Origin of the sequence: Burkholderia sp. LFS061 (genome assembly GCF_047978125.1) — a bacterium.
GTDB lineage: Bacteria > Pseudomonadota > Gammaproteobacteria > Burkholderiales > Burkholderiaceae > Burkholderia > Burkholderia pyrrocinia_C.
In genome coordinates, this window is the sequence record NZ_JBFPFS010000005.1 from 146,742 (window position 1) to 163,551 (window position 16,810).

Genomic DNA, 16,810 nt, shown 5'->3' on the forward strand with positions numbered 1-16,810 from the left:
GCAGCAGGCGGACCATCAGCCGCCTCTTCTCCACTTCCCTCGAACCGGCAGCCCGAATTGCCTGAGCAGGCATCCGGGCCGCTCGTCGCAGCAGCACGCCCCCGCGCACCGCCATTTCCTGCCGAACCCGCTCACACACCGCCGACAAACGGCGATTCGTGACTGCGGAGTACAAGTTCTTATGCCGTTTTGTCCGTTTATCGGCCGCTCGCCACACACGATACTGCGCACCATCCGGCGCGTGGCGCCTCACTCGACAATTCGCACGAACATGAACCGATACCCAGGATTGAAGCGCGTCGCTCGACGGGCCGTGCTTGCCGCCGTTCCGATGGCCGCGCTCCTCGCATTGTCCGGCTGCCAGTCGGACGACAAGGCGGCGGCCGCGACGCCGAGCGTGATCGTCAGCCCGCCCGTCGCCCGCGACGTCAACGACGTCGACGTCTATACCGGACGCTTCGAAGCCGTCGATACCGTCGACGTGCGCCCGCGGGTGAGCGGCTATCTCGACAAGGTAGCGTTCCAGGACGGTGCGAACGTTCGGAAGGGCGACCTTCTGTTCGTCATCGATCCGCGCCCGTATCAGACGGCCGTCACGGCCGCGCAAGGCGCACTCGAACGCGCGCAGTCGCAACTGAAGCTGAGCAGGCAAGATTTCGAACGGGCCAGCGTCCTGATCAGGACCGACACGATCGCACAGAGCCTCTACGACCAACGCCGCCAGGCCGTGCAAAGCGCACAGGCCGAGGTAACGAGCGCACAAGGCGCGCTCGAGCGCGCACGGCTCGACCTGTCCTTCACGCGCATCGTCGCACCGATGTCCGGCCGCATCAGCCGCAAGCTCGTCAGCGAAGGCAACCTCGTGAAAGGCGGCGACAGCGACGCGACCGTGCTGACGACGATCGTGTCGCAGGATCCGATCGATATCTATTTCGACGTCGATGAAGAAAGCTACCTGCGCTACACGCGCGAAGCGCAGAAAAGCGGTAGCAATGCGTCGTCGCGGCGCGTTGCGATCGCACTGCCGGGCGACGCACAACCGTCGCTGACGGGCACGATGGATTTCGTCGACAACCGCCTCGACAACTCGACCGGCACGCTGCGGCAACGCGCGCGCGTCTCGAACCCGGACCGGCGTCTCAGCCCCGGCCAGTTCGGCCGCGTCTACCTGTCGAGCCGTGTCGCGCATCATGCGCTACTGGTACCCGATTCGGCCGTCGCGACCGACGCGACGCATCGCGTGCTGTATTTCGTCGACGCGAAGGGCACGGTCGCGATCCGCCCGGTGACCCCCGGCCGCCTGCACGGCAACCTGCGCGAAATCGACGCCGGGCTGAACGCCGGCGACCGCGTGATCGTCGACGGTTTCCAGCGCGTGCAGGCCGGCGACAAGGTCAAGGCCGTGCCGCGCGCGATCGATGCAACGAATACGGCCACGTTGGCCCAGGCAACCGACAAGGCCAACGGCACGACCGGGAGCGCGCAATGAACCTCGGCCGCTTGTCCGTCCAGCAGCCGGTGCTCGCGATCGTCCTGTCGATCGTAGTGACGATCGCCGGTGCGTTGGCCTATTTCACGCTCGCGGTGTCCGAATACCCGGACATCGCGCCGCCGACCGTCGTCATCCAGGCAACCTATCCTGGCGCGTCTGCGGAAACCGTGTCGCAAACGGTATCGACACCGATCGAGCTCGAAGTGAACGGTGTCGAGGACATGCTGTACATGTACAGTCAGGCAACGTCGGACGGCAGCCTCAACATCACCGCGACGTTCAAGCCAGGCACGGATGTCGACAAGGCGCAGGTGCTCGTGCAGAACCGCGTCGCGCTGGCGACGCCGCGCCTGCCGGAGCCGGTGCAGCGTAGCGGCGTGTCGGTGCGAAAATCGTCGCCGACGCAGCTCGGCACGATCTTCCTGTACTCGCCGGACCAGCGCTACGACCCGCTGTACGTGTCGAACTACGCAATCCGCAACGTCGCGGACGTGCTGAAGCGTATCGACGGCGTCGGCGACATCAACCCACTCGGCGCGCGCGAATACTCGATGCGCATCTGGCTCGATCCCGAGCGCGTCGCGTCGTTCGGCCTGAGCCCGAGCGACCTGATCGCCGCGGTGCGCGCGCAAAACACTCAACTCGCGGGCGGCGTGGTCGCACAGGCGCCGATCACGAACCAGGCATTCCAGCCGAACCTGATCTTCGAAGGGCGGCTCAAGCGCCCCGAGGACTTCAGCAGCATCGTCGTCAAGCAAGGCAAGGACGGGCGGCTCGTGCGGCTGAAGGACGTCGCGCGCGTGGAAGTCGGCGCACTCGCATACGCGACCGACAGCTACATGCTGCGCCACCCGACGATCGCGCTGCAAGTGCTGCAGCAGCCCGGCGCGAACGCAGTCGCGACGATGGACGCGGTCGAGAAGAAGATGGCGGAACTGAGCAAGGACTTCCCCAAGGGTATCGTCTACAACATCGGCTACAACCCGACCGCGTTCATCGGCGACAGCATCCACGAACTGGTCAAGACCATCTACGAGGCCGTCGTGCTCGTCGTATTCGTCGTGCTGCTGTTCCTGCAGGGCTGGCGGCCGTCCATCATCCCGATCCTGTCGATTCCGGTGTCGCTCGTCGGCACATTCGCGGCAATGGCCGCGCTCGGTTATTCGATCAACAACCTGACGCTGTTCGGCCTCGTGCTCGCGGTGGGGATCGTCGTCGACAATGCGATCGTCGTCGTCGAGAACGTCGAGCGACACCTGTCGACCGGTGCAGGGCCGCGCGACGCGACATTGTTGACGATGAAGGAAGTCGGCGGCGCCCTGTTCGCGATCACGCTCGTGCTTTGCGCGGTGTTCGTGCCGACCTCGTTCATTCCCGGCATCTCGGGCCAGTTCTTCCGCCAGTTCGGCGTGACGATTGCCGTGTCGACAGCGATCTCGTTCTTCACATCGGTGACGCTCGCGCCTGCGCTATCGGCCATGATCCTGAAAGCGCATGCCGACGAACACGATTCGGCCGCGCCCGTGTCGCGGATTGCCGCGTTGTTCGCGCCTGCCATGCGCGTCGTGCAGCGCTTCGCGAACGCGTTCAATCGCGTGTTCCAGCGCCTGTCCGATGCGTATGGCAGGCTGGTCCGGAAAGTTGTGCGAATTATCCCTGCGATGGCCGCACTGTACGTCGTACTGATCGCCGCGACAGGCTATCTGCTCGTATCGAGCCCGAAGGGCTTCATACCGGCGCAGGATCGCGGCTACCTGGTCGTGCTCGTGCGGATGCCCGACGGTGCGACGCTCGAACGCACGAGCGCGGTCGCGCGCAAGATCGAGGACATCGCACTGTCAGTGCCGGGGGTCGCCCGCGTGCCGGTTTTTTCCGGCGTCAATGCGGCGACCGGTACGAATTCGTCGAACAGTGCCGGGTTGTTCCCTGTATTCAAGCCGTGGCCGGAACGCAAGACGCAGGGACTGACGATCGAGAAGATTGCAGCCGAGATGCGTCAACGGCTGGCAAGCGTCACGGAAGCGTCGATCGTCGTCGCGATGCCGCCGCCGGTGCAGGGCCTCGGCAGCACAGGCGGCTTCGCGATGCGACTCGAAGACCGCAACGGCCTCGGCACCGCCGCGCTCGCCAAGGCGACGCAGGAGCTCGTCGCCGCCGCCAAACGCACGCCCGGCATGGTCGGCGTCTATACGCCCTACTCCGCAACGAGCCCGCAGGTGCATGTCGAACTCGATCGCGAGAAGGCCGAGATGCTCGGCGTGCCGAGCCAGGAAATCAACGACGCGGTCGAAACGTATTTCGGCTCGACCTACGTCAACGACTTCAACATCGTCGGGCGCACCTATCGCGTCACCGCGCAGGCCGACCTGCCGTTCCGCGTCGACGCATCCGATCTCGCTCGGCTGAAGGTGCGCAACCGCGACGGCGACATGGTGCCGATCGGCAGCGTGACACGCATCGACGATACGCTCGGCGTCGATCGCGCGCCGCGCTACAACCTGTACCCCGCCACGGAAATCAATGGCGATACGGCACCGGGCCTCGGCTCCGGCTTCGCGATCAAGACGATGGAGACGCTCGCCAAACAGGTGCTGCCGCCCGGCATCTCGTTCGAATGGACCGATCTGTCGTACCAGGAGACCACGGCCGGCAACACGGGGCTGCTCGTGTTTCCGCTGTGCGTGCTGCTCGTGTATCTGGTGCTCGCCGCGCAGTACGGCAGCTGGAGCCTGCCCGCATCGATCCTGCTGATCGTGCCGATGTGCCTGCTTGCCGCATCGCTCGGCGTGCGCGGGCTCGGCCAGGACGTGAACATCCTCACGCAGATCGGCTTCATCGTGCTGGTCGGGCTTGCCGCCAAGAACGCAATCCTGATCGTCGAGGTCGCGCGGCAGCTGGAGGCCGACGGCATCGAACTCGTCGACGCCATCGTCGAAGCGTGCGTGCAGCGGCTGCGCCCGATCGTGATGACGTCGCTTGCGTTCATTCTCGGCGTCCTGCCGCTCGTGATCTCCGAAGGTGCCGGCGCAGAAATGCGGCAGGCGGTCGGCGCGGCCGTGTTCTTCGGCATGATCGGCGTGACGTTCTTCGGGCTGCTGTTTACGCCCGTCTTCTATGTAATGGTTCGCCGGCTCGCGATGCGCAAGACCGCTGTCGCGGCCGTCGCGACGGAGGTGGTGCAATGAAGTTCATTCGACTAGTGGCCGTGCTGTCCGCGGCGGCCATCCTGACCGCGTGCACCAGCGCGCCGGTCGCCGACGTCACACCGCCGCCGCTGGCTTCGACGTATGCGAATGCGGATCTGTCGGCCGGCGGCCCGGCGGCCGACACCGTCGCATGGTGGCACGGTTTTCACGATCCGATTCTCGACCGGCTGGTCGACATGGCACTCGCGAACAACCTTGACCTGAAGGCCGCGGTCGCGCGCATTGACGCGGCGCGCGCGGTACGGATCGGCGCGGCGTCGCAGTGGCTCCCGTCACTCGACCTGAATGCGGGCGCCGGCCGCCAGCGGCAATCGGCATCGCAAGCGTTCCCGACCGATACGCCGACGATCGGCAACGCGTTCGATCTCAATGCAAGCCTTGCATGGGACATCGATATCTTCGGGCGCATCCGTCAGGGTGTGTCGGCCGCCGACGCGGACATCGCGTCCGCGCAGAACGATGCGGCGGCCGTGCGGATCGCGACGATCGACGAGACCGTGCGTACCTACGTGACGGTGCGCGGCCTCGAGCAGCGCCTGGCACTGGTCGAGGCCAACGCGCTGAGCCAGCGCAGCACCGAGGAATCGACGCGGCGCCTGTTCGACGCGGGCGTCGTACCGATTGCCGACGTCGACCGCGCCGCCGCGCAGACGGAGACGACGCTGGCCGAACTGCCCTCGCTGCAACTGCAGCGACAGGCAGCGATCCACCGGCTGTCGATCATCAGCGCATCGACGGTGCAGGACACCTACGCGCAACTCGATCCGCCCGCGCCATGGCCGACATGGTCGGCTCCCGCGCCGGGCATCGGCACGCCAGCCGATCTGCTGCGCCGGCGACCGGACGTCCGCGCAGCCGAGGCGCGCGTCGTCGCGGCCTATGCGCGGATCGGCGTGGCCGAGGCCGACTTGAAACCGCACTTGCAACTGATCGGCGTGATCGGTGCGGCAATCGATGGCTTCTCGGGGGCCACGCTCGCGCGTTCGCTGGCATGGATGGCCGGCGCCGGCGCCAGCGCGCCGCTGTTCGACGGCGGGCGGCGGCGCAGCGTGGTCGCGTTACGCCGCGCAGAGGCCGATCAAGCGGTCGCCGCCTATCGCACGGCGGTGCTGACGGCAGTCAGCGACGTCGAGACGTCCGTCGCGGCGACCGCCCGCAATCACGGTCGCACCGAACGCCTCGAACGCGCGGCGGCGAATGCGCGCGGTGCTTATACGCAGATCAACCGGTCGTGGCGCAGCGGTGAATCGGCGTTCATCGATACGCTGGAAGTGCAGCGCTCGCTGCTCACGGCCGAGGATGCGCTCGCGCAGGCACGGACCGACGAAATGCTCAGCAAGGTCAGGCTGATGAGCGCGCTGGGGCAATAAGTGTATGCGTCCGGATCGATCGATGCCGCACATTGACCGATATACGCAAAGGGCGACGGATTCGATCGAAGCCGAACCCGTCACCCTTTGTTTCCTGCGTGACCGATCACGCACGGGCCATGCTCAGTCGATGTCGCCGACGTCCTTCAACTGCGCGCTGACGTAGTCGAGAAAACTGACGATCCGCGACGATAGCGTCGCGTTGCGATAGAAGACTGCATGGATCGGCTGGCGGAATTCGATGGTGTCGTCGGCGAGCAATTCGACGAGGCTGCCGTCGCGGCGATGGGCGCCGGTCATGTAGTCTGCCAGGCACACGATACCGGTGCCATTAAGCGCCAGCGTCAGCAGCGTCTCTCCGCTCGATGCCTGCAACGCCGGCTGAACTCGATACACATTGCCGTCCGCGTTACGCAACGGCCAGTGGTTCAGCGCCTCCGGCTGCACGAAACCGAGCACGGTATGGTTCGCGAGGTCAGCCACGCCGGCAGGCACGCCGGCCTTCTCCAGATAGCCCGGGCTGGCGAGAATGCGTAACCGACTGCCGCCGAGCTTCCGCGCGTGCAGCGTCGAATCGCGCAACTCTCCGATCCGGATCGCAACATCGGTGCGCTGTTCGAGCAGGTCGATGATCTCGTCGCTGGTATGAAGTTCAACCTCGATCGCCGGATACGCGTCGCGAAACCCCGGCATCATCGGTGCGATCACGTGCTGCATGAAGGGCATCGCAGCATTGATCCGCAGACGGCCCGCCGGCATTTCGTGCTGCCGCGCGATTTGGTCCTCGGCAAACTCGACCGATGCAATGATGTCTCGCGCATGGTCGAGAAAAACGTTGCCCTCTTCCGTCAATTCCAGCCGACGCGTCGTGCGTCTAATCAGCGTCGTATCCAGTTTATCTTCGAGACGCCGCAGGACGCGGCTCATCACAGAGGTCGGCTGATGCAATCGGTCCGCTGCACCTGTCAGCGAACCAATGTCCGCGATCGTCACGAACGCGAGCATTTCGTCTAGTGTGGTCTTCATGGGAACAGAATCAGGCACCAATCGTAAACCGCTACGATAGTGTGGCTTTGTTCCGCTGATAACCATAAGTCGAAGCGAATCACATTTGATTTCCAGTCAACAAACTCGATGAAACCCGGATGTCCGAGGTGTATGGAGTTTGTGATCGACATGCATGCCTTCGCGTTCCACCAGGGCGTGCAGGCGGAGGTACCCGTACCGACGACGCTCGTACGCCGGCTCCACCAGACGCGGCGCCAGCAATTCGTTCTCGTGGTCCGGCTGCTTGTTGTCGTGCAATACGTGCGAGAAAGCCCGGCGGGCCGGCGGCGCGGCGCTCGGAGATGTCGACCTTCTCCCGAATCGCCGCGACCGCCTCCCCTTTGACCTGCGGGCTCAGTGTTGTCCCTTGACGACTCCGGCTGGCCCTGTTTGCCGGGGCCAGGTCACTAGGCGTCCAGCCCCTTCTGTACGTAGCGCGATAACGGGAGTGTCAGCAGAAGGATTGACGCCAAGGCGAGCAGCGCGGTTGGGACACCCGCAATGTCGCCCAGACGGCCGAACAGGACCGGCGACAGAGCGCCACCGCCGATAGTGCCCGTATAGAACAACGCGAACGCCTGCTCGCGCTTGCCGGCCCCCGCCAGCTCAGGCACGACCCCGTAGAGCACCGACGACGTCCCGTTCAGCGCGAGTCCCAGCAGCGGCAGAATCGCCATCATTGCGAAGAGTGGCGAGAACACCGCGACCACGATCAGCAGCGACGTGGCAGACTCAGTGAGCCACACTGTCTTCATCATCCCGATCCGCACGCCCAGATAGCCGCAGAACAGCTTTCCGAATGCACCGCCTACGAACAGCAACGTCAGCGCGAGACCGATACCGGCGGTGCCGGCACCCTTGCTTTTCAGCAGGAACGGCAGGAACGTCAGAAAGCCCATCCGCACGGCACTGTCGAGGGTGCCGGTCGCGAGCAGCGCGCGCAAGCCGCCGGACGAACCGCTGCCGATGGCCGCTTTCGGTATCGTCTCGCGCGCCGCATGCGGCGCGCCGCGCGACGGAATCAGCCACCACAGCAGGCCTGCTGAAACCACGCCAAGCACACCGATCAGCGTTGCGCCTGTGCGCCACGTCACGACCGTCAACAGAAGGCCGATCAGGCCTGGTATCAGCGTCTTGCCGATGTCGCCGGAGAAGTTGTACTGGGCCAGCGCCTCCTTCACGCCCCCGCCTGCCTCGTAAGAATCGGTGATCATCGAGGACGCGAGCGGGTGCTGCGTGCTCGCGCCCAGTCCGCCCAGCACCAGCGCGACCAGCAGCACCGCCAGCCCGGCGGCCTGACCGGCGATCAGGTAGGCAACGCCAGCGAGCGCGGTCCCCGCCACCAGCATGCGCTCCCGCCCCCATCGCCGCGCTGCCCGACTCGCGAGCAACTGGAAACCCGCCATCACGCCGGAATAGAGCCCGCGTAATAGGCCGATCTGCGCGTAATTGATAGCGAACTGCACTTGCCAGATGGGCAGCAGCACGTAGATGACGTCCGTCAATCCGTCGTGTGCGGCGTGCGCGACGCATGCGGCCACCAGCGAGCGGCGACGGGACGCATCGGGGTGATGCTGGGTCCCCAAAGAGGCTTCGCTTTTCAAATCGCTCATTTTGTCTATTGTTGTGCGGAATGTCGGTTGCGTGCGCTGTAACTCGTGGGGGTGATCTGCTTGAACAATACTGCTGCTTGAACGGGTCGGGCGTCAGGTATGACAGACTCGAATGCGGTCGGACGACATTGTAGTGACACCAAGGCGCCTCGCCTCCATCAGAGCATATCGATGAGCCCCGCCGAGACCGCCTTGACGACCGCCTGCACCTTGTTGGTCGCGCCAAGTTTCATGAGGACGTTGTTGACGTGAAAAGTCACCGTCCGCTCCGCGATGCTGAGGATCTGACCGATCTCGCATGCCGTCTTGCCTTCGGCGGTCCAGCACAGCACTTCGCGTTCCCGCGCCGTCAGCACGACGCTTGCCGCCGGCGCGAGCTTCTGCACCATGAAGCCGCTCATCAGCGAATGTGACAGGTTCGCGAGCCAGTGGGTCTGCAGCGTGAGCACATTGATTTCGGCAGGCGTGAGGCGATCCGCATGGCGCGCGATGCTCAGCAGGCCGAACGCGCCGCGCGCGGCCCAGCTCGACTGCGCGATGCCGACCGACAACCCGGCCTCACGCGCATCTTCCCACAAAGGGCATGGCGCGACCTCGTCAACGTCCGGCCAGACGACTTCGACACGGATTCCGTAACAGCAGTACTCGCAAGGGCAACGCCACGCCAAGCGCTCATCGGCAATTATCGCGGAATCCGGCGCGGCGATCGCCAGGCCTGACTGCCTTACATAGATATTCCAGATATCTCGGCGAACGAGATTTACCAGCCCATCACTTTCTTACAAAAATAAATGAAAAATCCTTTAATGGTATAAATTTTACGATACGAAAAGGATAGACGACATCTCTCTTTTAAGAGTATCTCGACTTTTTTATAACAAGCAGGTGGCTCATTATGCAGCGCTGCACAACCGTGCAGTTGACCATAAGGAGCTTAAAGTGTACGAACATTACGAAGGGAAATCCAAGTCGAACGTTGGCGAAGTCTCGCTTCCGGCATTCGTTGCCGAACGTGTCACACGCTATTATCGCGAACGCGTTCAAGGGAACTGGAACGGTGGCCATATTATGCGAGGGCGTATGCCTGGCCCCGGCGCGTTGCATTTGTCGAGCAACGATTATTTGTCGATCGCCCGACACCCCGATATCCTCGAATCGATGTGCGCAAGCATAAAGTCGGAGGGCAATGGGATGCTGATGTCCGGCATATTTCTGCACGGGGCATGTCCGTTGCTTGAGCTCGAAGACAGGTTCGCCCGCTTCATGGGCTCGGAATCAGCCATACTTTGTCAATCCGGCTATGCAGCGAATACCGGCTTGCTTCAGTCAATCGCTTCCGCTGAAACGCCCGTATACCTCGACATGATGGCCCATATGTCGCTATGGGAAGGCGTGCAAAGCTCAGGCGCGAAAGCTGTCGCCTTTGCCCACAACGATGCTGACCATCTCGCGCGGCAAATCCGTCGTCATGGACCTGGCATCGTAGTCGTCGACTCGATCTACAGCACGAACGGCAGCGTTTGTCCGTTGGCCGACGTCGTCGACGTGGCGACAACGGCCGGCTGCGTGCTAGTCGTCGACGAATCACATTCGCTCGGCACGCATGGGCCGGATGGCGCAGGGCTCGTCGTCGAGTTGGGGCTGACCGATCGTGTGCACTTCCGCACGGCGAGTCTCGCAAAAGCGTTCGCTGGCCGCGCGGGCGTGATCAGTTGCTCGAGCCGATTTCAGGAGTATTTCAAGTTTGAATCGCGTCCGGCGATCTTTAGTTCGACATTGCTTCCGCATGAAGCCGCCGCCCTGGAGGCCACGATCCTCGTGATCGAAAAGGAAGCGTGGCGGCGCACGCAGGTCGCAGAAAATGCACGGTACCTGCGCGAGCAACTCACGCGACTCGGTTATAACCTTAATGGGAGTGAAACTCAAATCATCGCACTCGAGTCCGGCACGGAGCAACGGACGATCAAACTACGCGACGCGCTCGAGTCGCATGGCATTTTCGGCTCGGTCTTCTGCGCGCCTGCCACGGCGAAAAACCGCGCGCTAATCCGGCTCTCCGTTCATGCGGCACTTACTCACGACGAGTTGCGGCGGATCGTCCAGGTCTGCGAAGCGATTCGCGATGAGGTCGAGCTCGATGACTGGCCGTCAACACAGCGGATGTACGCCAGCGCACGCGCGATCGACCGGATAGCGGCCGTCAGGCAAGCAGTGTAAGCGACATAAACGCCTAAGCGTCAATCACATTGATGCGGGGGATTCACGCCAGTGAATCTCCTTTTTCATCCATATGTCGATCAAGGCGGTCGAGATAGTCGTCGTAGGAAACGACGGAACCCAGCTCGAGGCCAGGCGGATTCTTGATGACGCTGCACGTATAGACTTGCTGGCCTCGCACGACCGTCGCGGAATGCATGTACGGCTGCCACGACGCGCACCCGATCGGATAGTACCCTTCCGAATCCGGAAAGTAAGGCGCACGATGGCCATTGTCGAGCTCGGCGAGAAACGCGGCGGGCGCGCCGCGCTCGACGGCGATTTCGCGGGTCGCGCGCAGCGCATCCTCGGTGTGCACGAGAAGCAGATAAGGTGTGCCTGCACTATCGAGCATCACGAGCCCCGTCGGGCGCGTTGACAGGTAATGCTCGACAATGCCGAGCTCGCGAAAGATTTCCGTCGCCTTCGCGGCGAATGCCGGATCAGCCAGAAACCGGTACTCGGACAAGCCGAGCGCCTCGATGACCGTGCGTTGCGTCTGGTGCAGATACGCACGCTTCAGCTCGTCGATCGCTTCATTGAGGACGGGAACGACGTGAACATCCTGTTTACGAATGAACCGGTCGATGAGGCCTTCGTTGAAGCTCTTGACGGCCAGCTGTTCATTGGCCTTCCCGGTAAGAATGATCTTCTTGATGGCCGGATTGACGATGCGCCGGCAGACTTCCAGGCCGTTCATGCCCGGCATGTCATAGTCGACGACGACAACCGACGTCCTCTCGAATCGCCGCGCGTTGTGCATTTGGCGTCGGATCGCGTCGATCCGAATTGCGATCACCTCGTGGGCGTCACTCTGTTCCGTCCGATCGTGATAGCGGCAGAGGAAGTCTTCGGCGGCGAGCGGCTGGATCGCTTCGTCGTTGATAACGCTGATCGCGCGCTTTGCCGAATGGAAGAAGCGAAATGCCAATTGTGTGTCGAGCTGCAAGCTCAGATTGGCGAGAAAGGATGCACTGTCGTCAATGAAGCCGACCGTGGTCGGGAATGCGAAGGGTTCGATCATGATCATTAGGGCAACGGAAAGGTCAGTACAAACTGTGTGTACGCGTTCTTTGTCGACGTGCACTCGATCGTCCCACCGATTGCCCGCATCACATCACGACAGAAGGCCAATCCGATTCCGGCACCGAGCGAGACATCATCGTTGATCACCGAAGAGGTGCAAAAACGCGTAAAGATGTGGGGCAGCGCGTCGGGCTCGATTCCCGACCCGTTATCGCGAAACACAAGACGGTTCGCTCGCTCCGAGCGGTGGAGCCGAATCGAAATGTTGCCATTGTCGATGCCGCTCAACGAGCGCAGCGCATTTTTGATGAGATTGAACAGCACGTGTACGATCAGCGTCTCCGAACCGTGAAATTCGAAGTCGTCAACGAGATCACAGCGGATTTGGTCGCGCTCGACTCCGCGGAACGGGTAGCGATGCAGGGTCGTTTCAACACAGCGCGCGATTGAGCAGCGCTCGGCCCCTTGATTGAAGCCGCCGGTAAAACGCGCATTGACGAGTAACATGTCGATCACCGAATTCGACAGCAAAGCCTCTTGTTCGATCCGTTCAAGCACGCCGTGCATCGACGACAGATGCGCGAAGCGGATTTTCGGAATGTGAAGGCCGCTGCGCTGCGCGAGGTCGTAGCTGGCGAGCAGCTGAGGCAGAAAGCGGCTTAGTCCCGCTGCGCCGGCACGGATCGCCAGGAGCGGCGTGCGAAGCTCATGCGCGACGCTGCCCGCGGTGGCGACCATCGCGCGCTCTTGCTCGAATCGAATGCGTGCCGTGTCGTAGTTGGCTACGGCACCGATGAGGATCGCGAACGCAAGGATAGCGAGATGCGAGAAATATGGCGTATCGAGATGAACCGGCGTCGTAGTCAGGCAATAGGCGACGACGGCCAAGCCGACGCCCGCGACGAAGCTAAGCAGCAGCATGAGCCAGTCAAGCAGCAGCACCGCCACGAACGCGGCGATCAAGCTGCTCTCGACCCAAACCTGTGAGCCATCATTTTTCAACAACATGAACGTGAAGAAAAATGGCAGAGCATAGAGAATAATGGCGTACCAATAGTAGGGCAGAAACCCGCGCACGACAGCCGGCCAGCGGTGATGAAACAAGACGGGCAGAAAGAGTATCGATCCGATGAGCCGCAGCGATAGATTCTCGTAGCGTTGCGGAAAGACTTCGTGCCAGATGTAGTAATAGAGCGGGAAGCCGATAATGGCGACGATCGCGAACGGACGCAGGCGCCCCTCGACATATTGCATATTGCGCAATGCCGGTTCAAACGCCTTATGGATGCTGCGCTGCAGCGAATTGCTTCGGCGCTGAACGTGCATGCTGCTTCTCTCTCCAAATTTGTGTTTTTGATATGCCTTCAGCCCCATTCGTCCCTCGTCGAAATTTGAAGAATTCAGGCATTGGCAAATATACTGGCTTCCTGCAGTTCCCTCGCCAGCATGCTATCAGCAAAACCTCGCCACAAACGTCCCGCGCGGCTGATTAGTCGGCACCGGCAGAGCTTCTGCCTCGGCCGACGAGTGTTGTTGCCGATTGATTTTAGAAGCCAGCGGCGTTTTTACCCTTCGACCCACTTTAGCGTGGGTATCTCGATGGTCGACAGGTTACGCCACGGTCCCGGCGAATGCCAAGCTGCGTGAGGATTAGTTAACACACTCGTATTGACATAGATCGGCAGCTTCGCGGCCAGGCTTGCCACACGTGGCCACGATGGCGCTACCCGGTCAGCTTCGTTTCCTTGTCCGCATACTCGCCCGGCAGGCAGGCGCAGCCGCGTTGCGCTTGCCAGTGCGCGTGTCCGCGATCGTCTGCAGGCGCTCATGAATATGCGAAGCTTCGCATATTGCAGAGTTTTTTTGGTTAGCGGTCGCGGCAACACTTGAAGTAGCTGAAGGTCGATTCGGTCTGCGTGAAGTGCAGCATCATCAGTCGGATCGTCGCGTCGTCCACATACACCAGCAGCGTGCAGGCCGGCGTCCGTTCCTCGAACCATCGATGATCGCTGCCAGTCGATCTGGCTCGACTCGCCCAAGCACGCCCGGCGCACCCTCGGCTGGAAACCTTGGATGGACGCTGCCGGCGCGGAATCCACAGGCCGGAAGCCATCACCAGCGTACGAATCGATCATTGCGCATCCAAAGACACTCGCCGTCACAAATGACAAACACATCGCCATTAATCAATGGCATGACAACAAAAACAACAGCAACAATCAAATCGAATATTTAATGAAGTAAATTATGGCCGTCGTTGTCGCTCCGCTCCACATCAGCCGTTCCGCTCGAGCAGCGCCCCGCCCCGTGCCCCCTCCCCCCAAGCGCACTTCGCCAGCGCGATGTCACCGATGCCGCCCAATCGACCGACAAGATCATTTCATATTTCTCACCAAATCCCGACTTGATTAACATCGAAATAATAAAAAATTAATCCATCAGAAAATATCTTGTAATTACAAAAACGACCTTCTAGCATGCCCCTGCGGTTCGCGACATGTCTCATATCAAAGTTTGTCCTTGATGCATTCCTCGAAAATCACGCTTTTATTCATAATCTGGGGGATTACATGAAGAAACTGTCTCGTCTGCTGTCCATCACCGCGATTACCCTCGCCAGTCTCAGCGCTTTTGCCCAAGCCGGCGACCAGCCGGCCGCGGTCGACAGGGCGCTGCAACTGATCCAGCAGAACCCGTCCGCCTTCAGCCTGGCTACCGGCAGCGCCGCTCGCACCTTGAAGTTCGCGGCGCCGCAGGCGAGCGCGCCGACGGACGGCGACCAGTTCCAGGTACGCGACGTGATCGTCGATCCCGACGGCACCGAACACGTGCGCTTCGACCGCTTCTACGCGGGTCTGCCCGTAATCGGCGGCGACGTCGTCGTCCATTCGAACCAGGGGCAGCTGAAGCAAGCGAGCCTGACCCAGCCCGCGCCGATCGATCTCGCCGGCAAGATCGGCAAGGTCGGCGACCGCTTCGTGGTGCGCAACGCGCCCGACGTGGGCGCGGCCAGGGTCAAGCGCATCGCGGCCGCGCGTTTCAACTCGGACGTGCGCCGCATCGATGACGCGGAGCTCGTCGTGTTCGCGCGCGACGTCACGCCGACGCTGGCCTACGCGGTGGGCGTATACGGCAAGGCGACCGACGCGCACGGCGACGCCGTGCTGTACTACGTCGACGCGCGCACGGGCACCGTGCTCGACGCGCAGGACCTGATCAAGACCGCCGCCGCGACCGGCACCGGCCGCTCGCTGTACTACGGCAACCTGACGCTGACCACCGACCAGACCGGCACGAACGCGTACCGGATGCTCGATCCGACCCGCGGCAGCGGCTCCGTCTACGACGGCCGCGGGCTGATCGCGGAGGACGTCGAGCAAGCGACCGACCTGCCGATCTTCACGAGCAGCACGAACGTGTGGGGCAACAGTTCGACCACCGACCGGCAAACCGTCGCCGCCGACATCGACTACGGCCTCGCGTTGACTTGGGACTACTACAGGACTACGCACAACCGTAACGGCATCTTCAACGACGGGCGCGGCGTGAAGAGTTTCGCGCACGTGGTGTTCGACACCGGCAGCGGCACGACCGGCGCGAACGCGGCATGGATGCCGTCGCACATCATGGTGTACGGCGACGGCCAGTCGGGCACGAGCCTGCCGAAGCCGGTCGTATCGGTCGACGTGGCCGGGCACGAGATGAGCCACGGCGTGACCGAGGCCACCGCCAACCTGAACTATTCGAGCGACGCGGGCGGCCTGAACGAATCGACGTCCGACATCTTCGGCACGCTCGTGAAGTTCTACGCGAACAATCCGAACGATCCCGGCAACTACGTGATCGGCGCGCGCGTGGTGAGCGGCGGCCTGCGCAAGATGTACAAGCAGGACCTCGATGGCCGCTCGTTCAGTTGCTATCCGTCCGGCGGTTTCTCGTGGTCGAATCCGCGTCACGATCCGCACTTCACGTCGGGCGTGGGCAACCGCTTCTTCTACCTGCTGTCGGAAGGCCCGGCGGTGCCGTCGACCGACACCGGCCTGTCGAGGACGCAGCTGGTCTGCAACGGCGACACGACCTTCAGCGGCCTGGGCCGCGAGAAGGCCGGCAAGATCTGGTACCGGACGCTGACCGTGTACCTGAACGCCAACTCGAGCTACCCGAGCGCGCGGCGTGCGTCGATCCAGGCGGCGAACGACCTGTATGGAGCGAACTCGGCCGAGAGCGCAACGGTCGCGCGCGCATGGAGTGCGGTCGGGGTGAATTGATCGCGCTTGGGTGGGCGTATTGAACGCCGGAAGGTCGCGTGGCGGTCCTTCGCTTCGGAGGAAAGCGAACCGATCGAGCTCACGCGGCGCTCGGGCATGAGCAAGGCACGTGTCGATCAGCCGCCTGCGATTGCAGGCGGCCGATTGGCTTCGGACTCGGCCCGACGCTGATTGCGCTCGTCGCCGATCGCGTGTTCGGCCATCCGATGATGATCGGCAACGCGATCGGCATCATCTGCATGATCGCGGCCGCGCTCGCCATCGAAGCTGCGGTTGACGAAATTCGGCGCACAAGCCGAAACGGTGCACCGTCGAAGGCAACGCACCCCAAACGGGAAGCCATATAACGAAAAGCTTTCCATCAAACCCTATGCACGGATTCGAACAGGTTCAGTCCAAATTTGCATGCTGTTTGTGAGCGGAATTACGGCTGAATACTTTCGTGTCTGACCGTGCCCCTCGCCGTTGCCGGCGAGCCGCGACCAGGACGCCCGACGTGTCTCCACGCGTCGTGGTCGCAGGTGCCGGTGGG

11 protein-coding genes and 2 pseudogenes are annotated in these 16,810 nt (G+C 62.5%); 7 read left to right on the forward strand and 6 right to left on the reverse strand.

Annotated features, from left to right (window positions below):
* Positions 1-331 precede the first annotated feature (331 nt).
* From ACNQQL_RS06375 to ACNQQL_RS06385, 3 genes are read left to right on the forward strand one after another with little or no spacing between them, the layout of a single operon-like run.
* A complete protein-coding gene (locus ACNQQL_RS06375; RefSeq protein WP_347063602.1) occupies positions 332-1,489 on the forward strand; it encodes an efflux RND transporter periplasmic adaptor subunit in 1,158 nt (385 codons plus the stop codon).
* On the forward strand, positions 1,486-4,677 hold the full coding sequence (locus ACNQQL_RS06380; protein WP_347063603.1) for a multidrug efflux RND transporter permease subunit: 3,192 nt from the start codon (positions 1,486-1,488) through the stop codon (positions 4,675-4,677). Before ACNQQL_RS06375 ends, ACNQQL_RS06380 begins: the two co-directional genes overlap by 4 nt.
* Positions 4,674-6,068, forward strand: a complete 1,395-nt coding sequence (locus ACNQQL_RS06385) for an efflux transporter outer membrane subunit (RefSeq protein WP_347063604.1) — start codon at positions 4,674-4,676, stop codon at positions 6,066-6,068. Before ACNQQL_RS06380 ends, ACNQQL_RS06385 begins: the two co-directional genes overlap by 4 nt.
* A 123-nt stretch (positions 6,069-6,191) precedes the next feature.
* Here ACNQQL_RS06385 and ACNQQL_RS06390 read toward each other — a convergent pair whose 3' ends face one another.
* The 3 genes and pseudogenes from ACNQQL_RS06390 to ACNQQL_RS06400 form a co-directional block, all read right to left on the reverse strand.
* Positions 6,192-7,094, reverse strand: coding sequence for a LysR substrate-binding domain-containing protein (locus tag ACNQQL_RS06390; RefSeq protein ID WP_347063681.1), 903 nt, complete (start codon positions 7,092-7,094; stop codon positions 6,192-6,194).
* 428 nt (positions 7,095-7,522) lie between these two features.
* Entirely contained in the window at positions 7,523-8,728 is a 1,206-nt protein-coding gene (locus ACNQQL_RS06395; RefSeq protein ID WP_347063605.1) for an MFS transporter, read from the reverse strand.
* A 158-nt stretch (positions 8,729-8,886) separates the two neighbouring features.
* Positions 8,887-9,375, reverse strand: a pseudogene (locus ACNQQL_RS06400) (LuxR C-terminal-related transcriptional regulator); the annotation flags it as partial.
* A 292-nt stretch (positions 9,376-9,667) separates the two neighbouring features.
* On the opposite strand from ACNQQL_RS06400, the gene cqsA reads away from it, so the two are divergent.
* On the forward strand, positions 9,668-10,945 hold the full coding sequence (cqsA, locus tag ACNQQL_RS06405; protein ID WP_347063606.1) for an alpha-hydroxyketone-type quorum-sensing autoinducer synthase: 1,278 nt from the start codon (positions 9,668-9,670) through the stop codon (positions 10,943-10,945).
* 43 nt (positions 10,946-10,988) lie between these two features.
* Here the strand turns inward: cqsA and ACNQQL_RS06410 are convergent, their stop codons facing one another.
* From ACNQQL_RS06410 to ACNQQL_RS06420, 3 genes and pseudogenes are all read right to left on the reverse strand, one after another.
* Positions 10,989-12,014, reverse strand: a complete 1,026-nt coding sequence (locus tag ACNQQL_RS06410; RefSeq protein ID WP_347063607.1) for a response regulator — start codon at positions 12,012-12,014, stop codon at positions 10,989-10,991.
* A complete protein-coding gene (locus tag ACNQQL_RS06415; RefSeq protein ID WP_239483161.1) occupies positions 12,014-13,384 on the reverse strand; it encodes a sensor histidine kinase in 1,371 nt (456 codons plus the stop codon). The genes ACNQQL_RS06410 and ACNQQL_RS06415 overlap by 1 nt, the downstream gene beginning before the upstream one ends.
* Before the next feature lie 502 nt (positions 13,385-13,886).
* A pseudogene (locus ACNQQL_RS06420) lies at positions 13,887-14,117 on the reverse strand (ISNCY family transposase); the annotation flags it as partial.
* Here ACNQQL_RS06420 and ACNQQL_RS06425 point away from each other — a divergent pair.
* From ACNQQL_RS06425 to ACNQQL_RS06435, 3 genes are all read left to right on the forward strand, one after another.
* Positions 14,084-14,254 (forward strand): hypothetical protein, encoded by a 171-nt coding sequence (locus ACNQQL_RS06425; RefSeq protein ID WP_347063684.1) that lies wholly within the window; start codon positions 14,084-14,086, stop codon positions 14,252-14,254. The pseudogene ACNQQL_RS06420 and the gene ACNQQL_RS06425 overlap by 34 nt on opposite strands.
* Before the next feature lie 326 nt (positions 14,255-14,580).
* Entirely contained in the window at positions 14,581-16,278 is a 1,698-nt protein-coding gene (locus ACNQQL_RS06430; protein ID WP_347063608.1) for a M4 family metallopeptidase, read from the forward strand.
* A gap of 38 nt (positions 16,279-16,316) precedes the next feature.
* The gene (locus ACNQQL_RS06435) at positions 16,317-16,625 is read left to right on the forward strand and encodes a hypothetical protein (protein WP_347063609.1); all 309 of its coding nucleotides are present in this window, start codon (positions 16,317-16,319) and stop codon (positions 16,623-16,625) included.
* Positions 16,626-16,810: the final 185 nt, after the last annotated feature.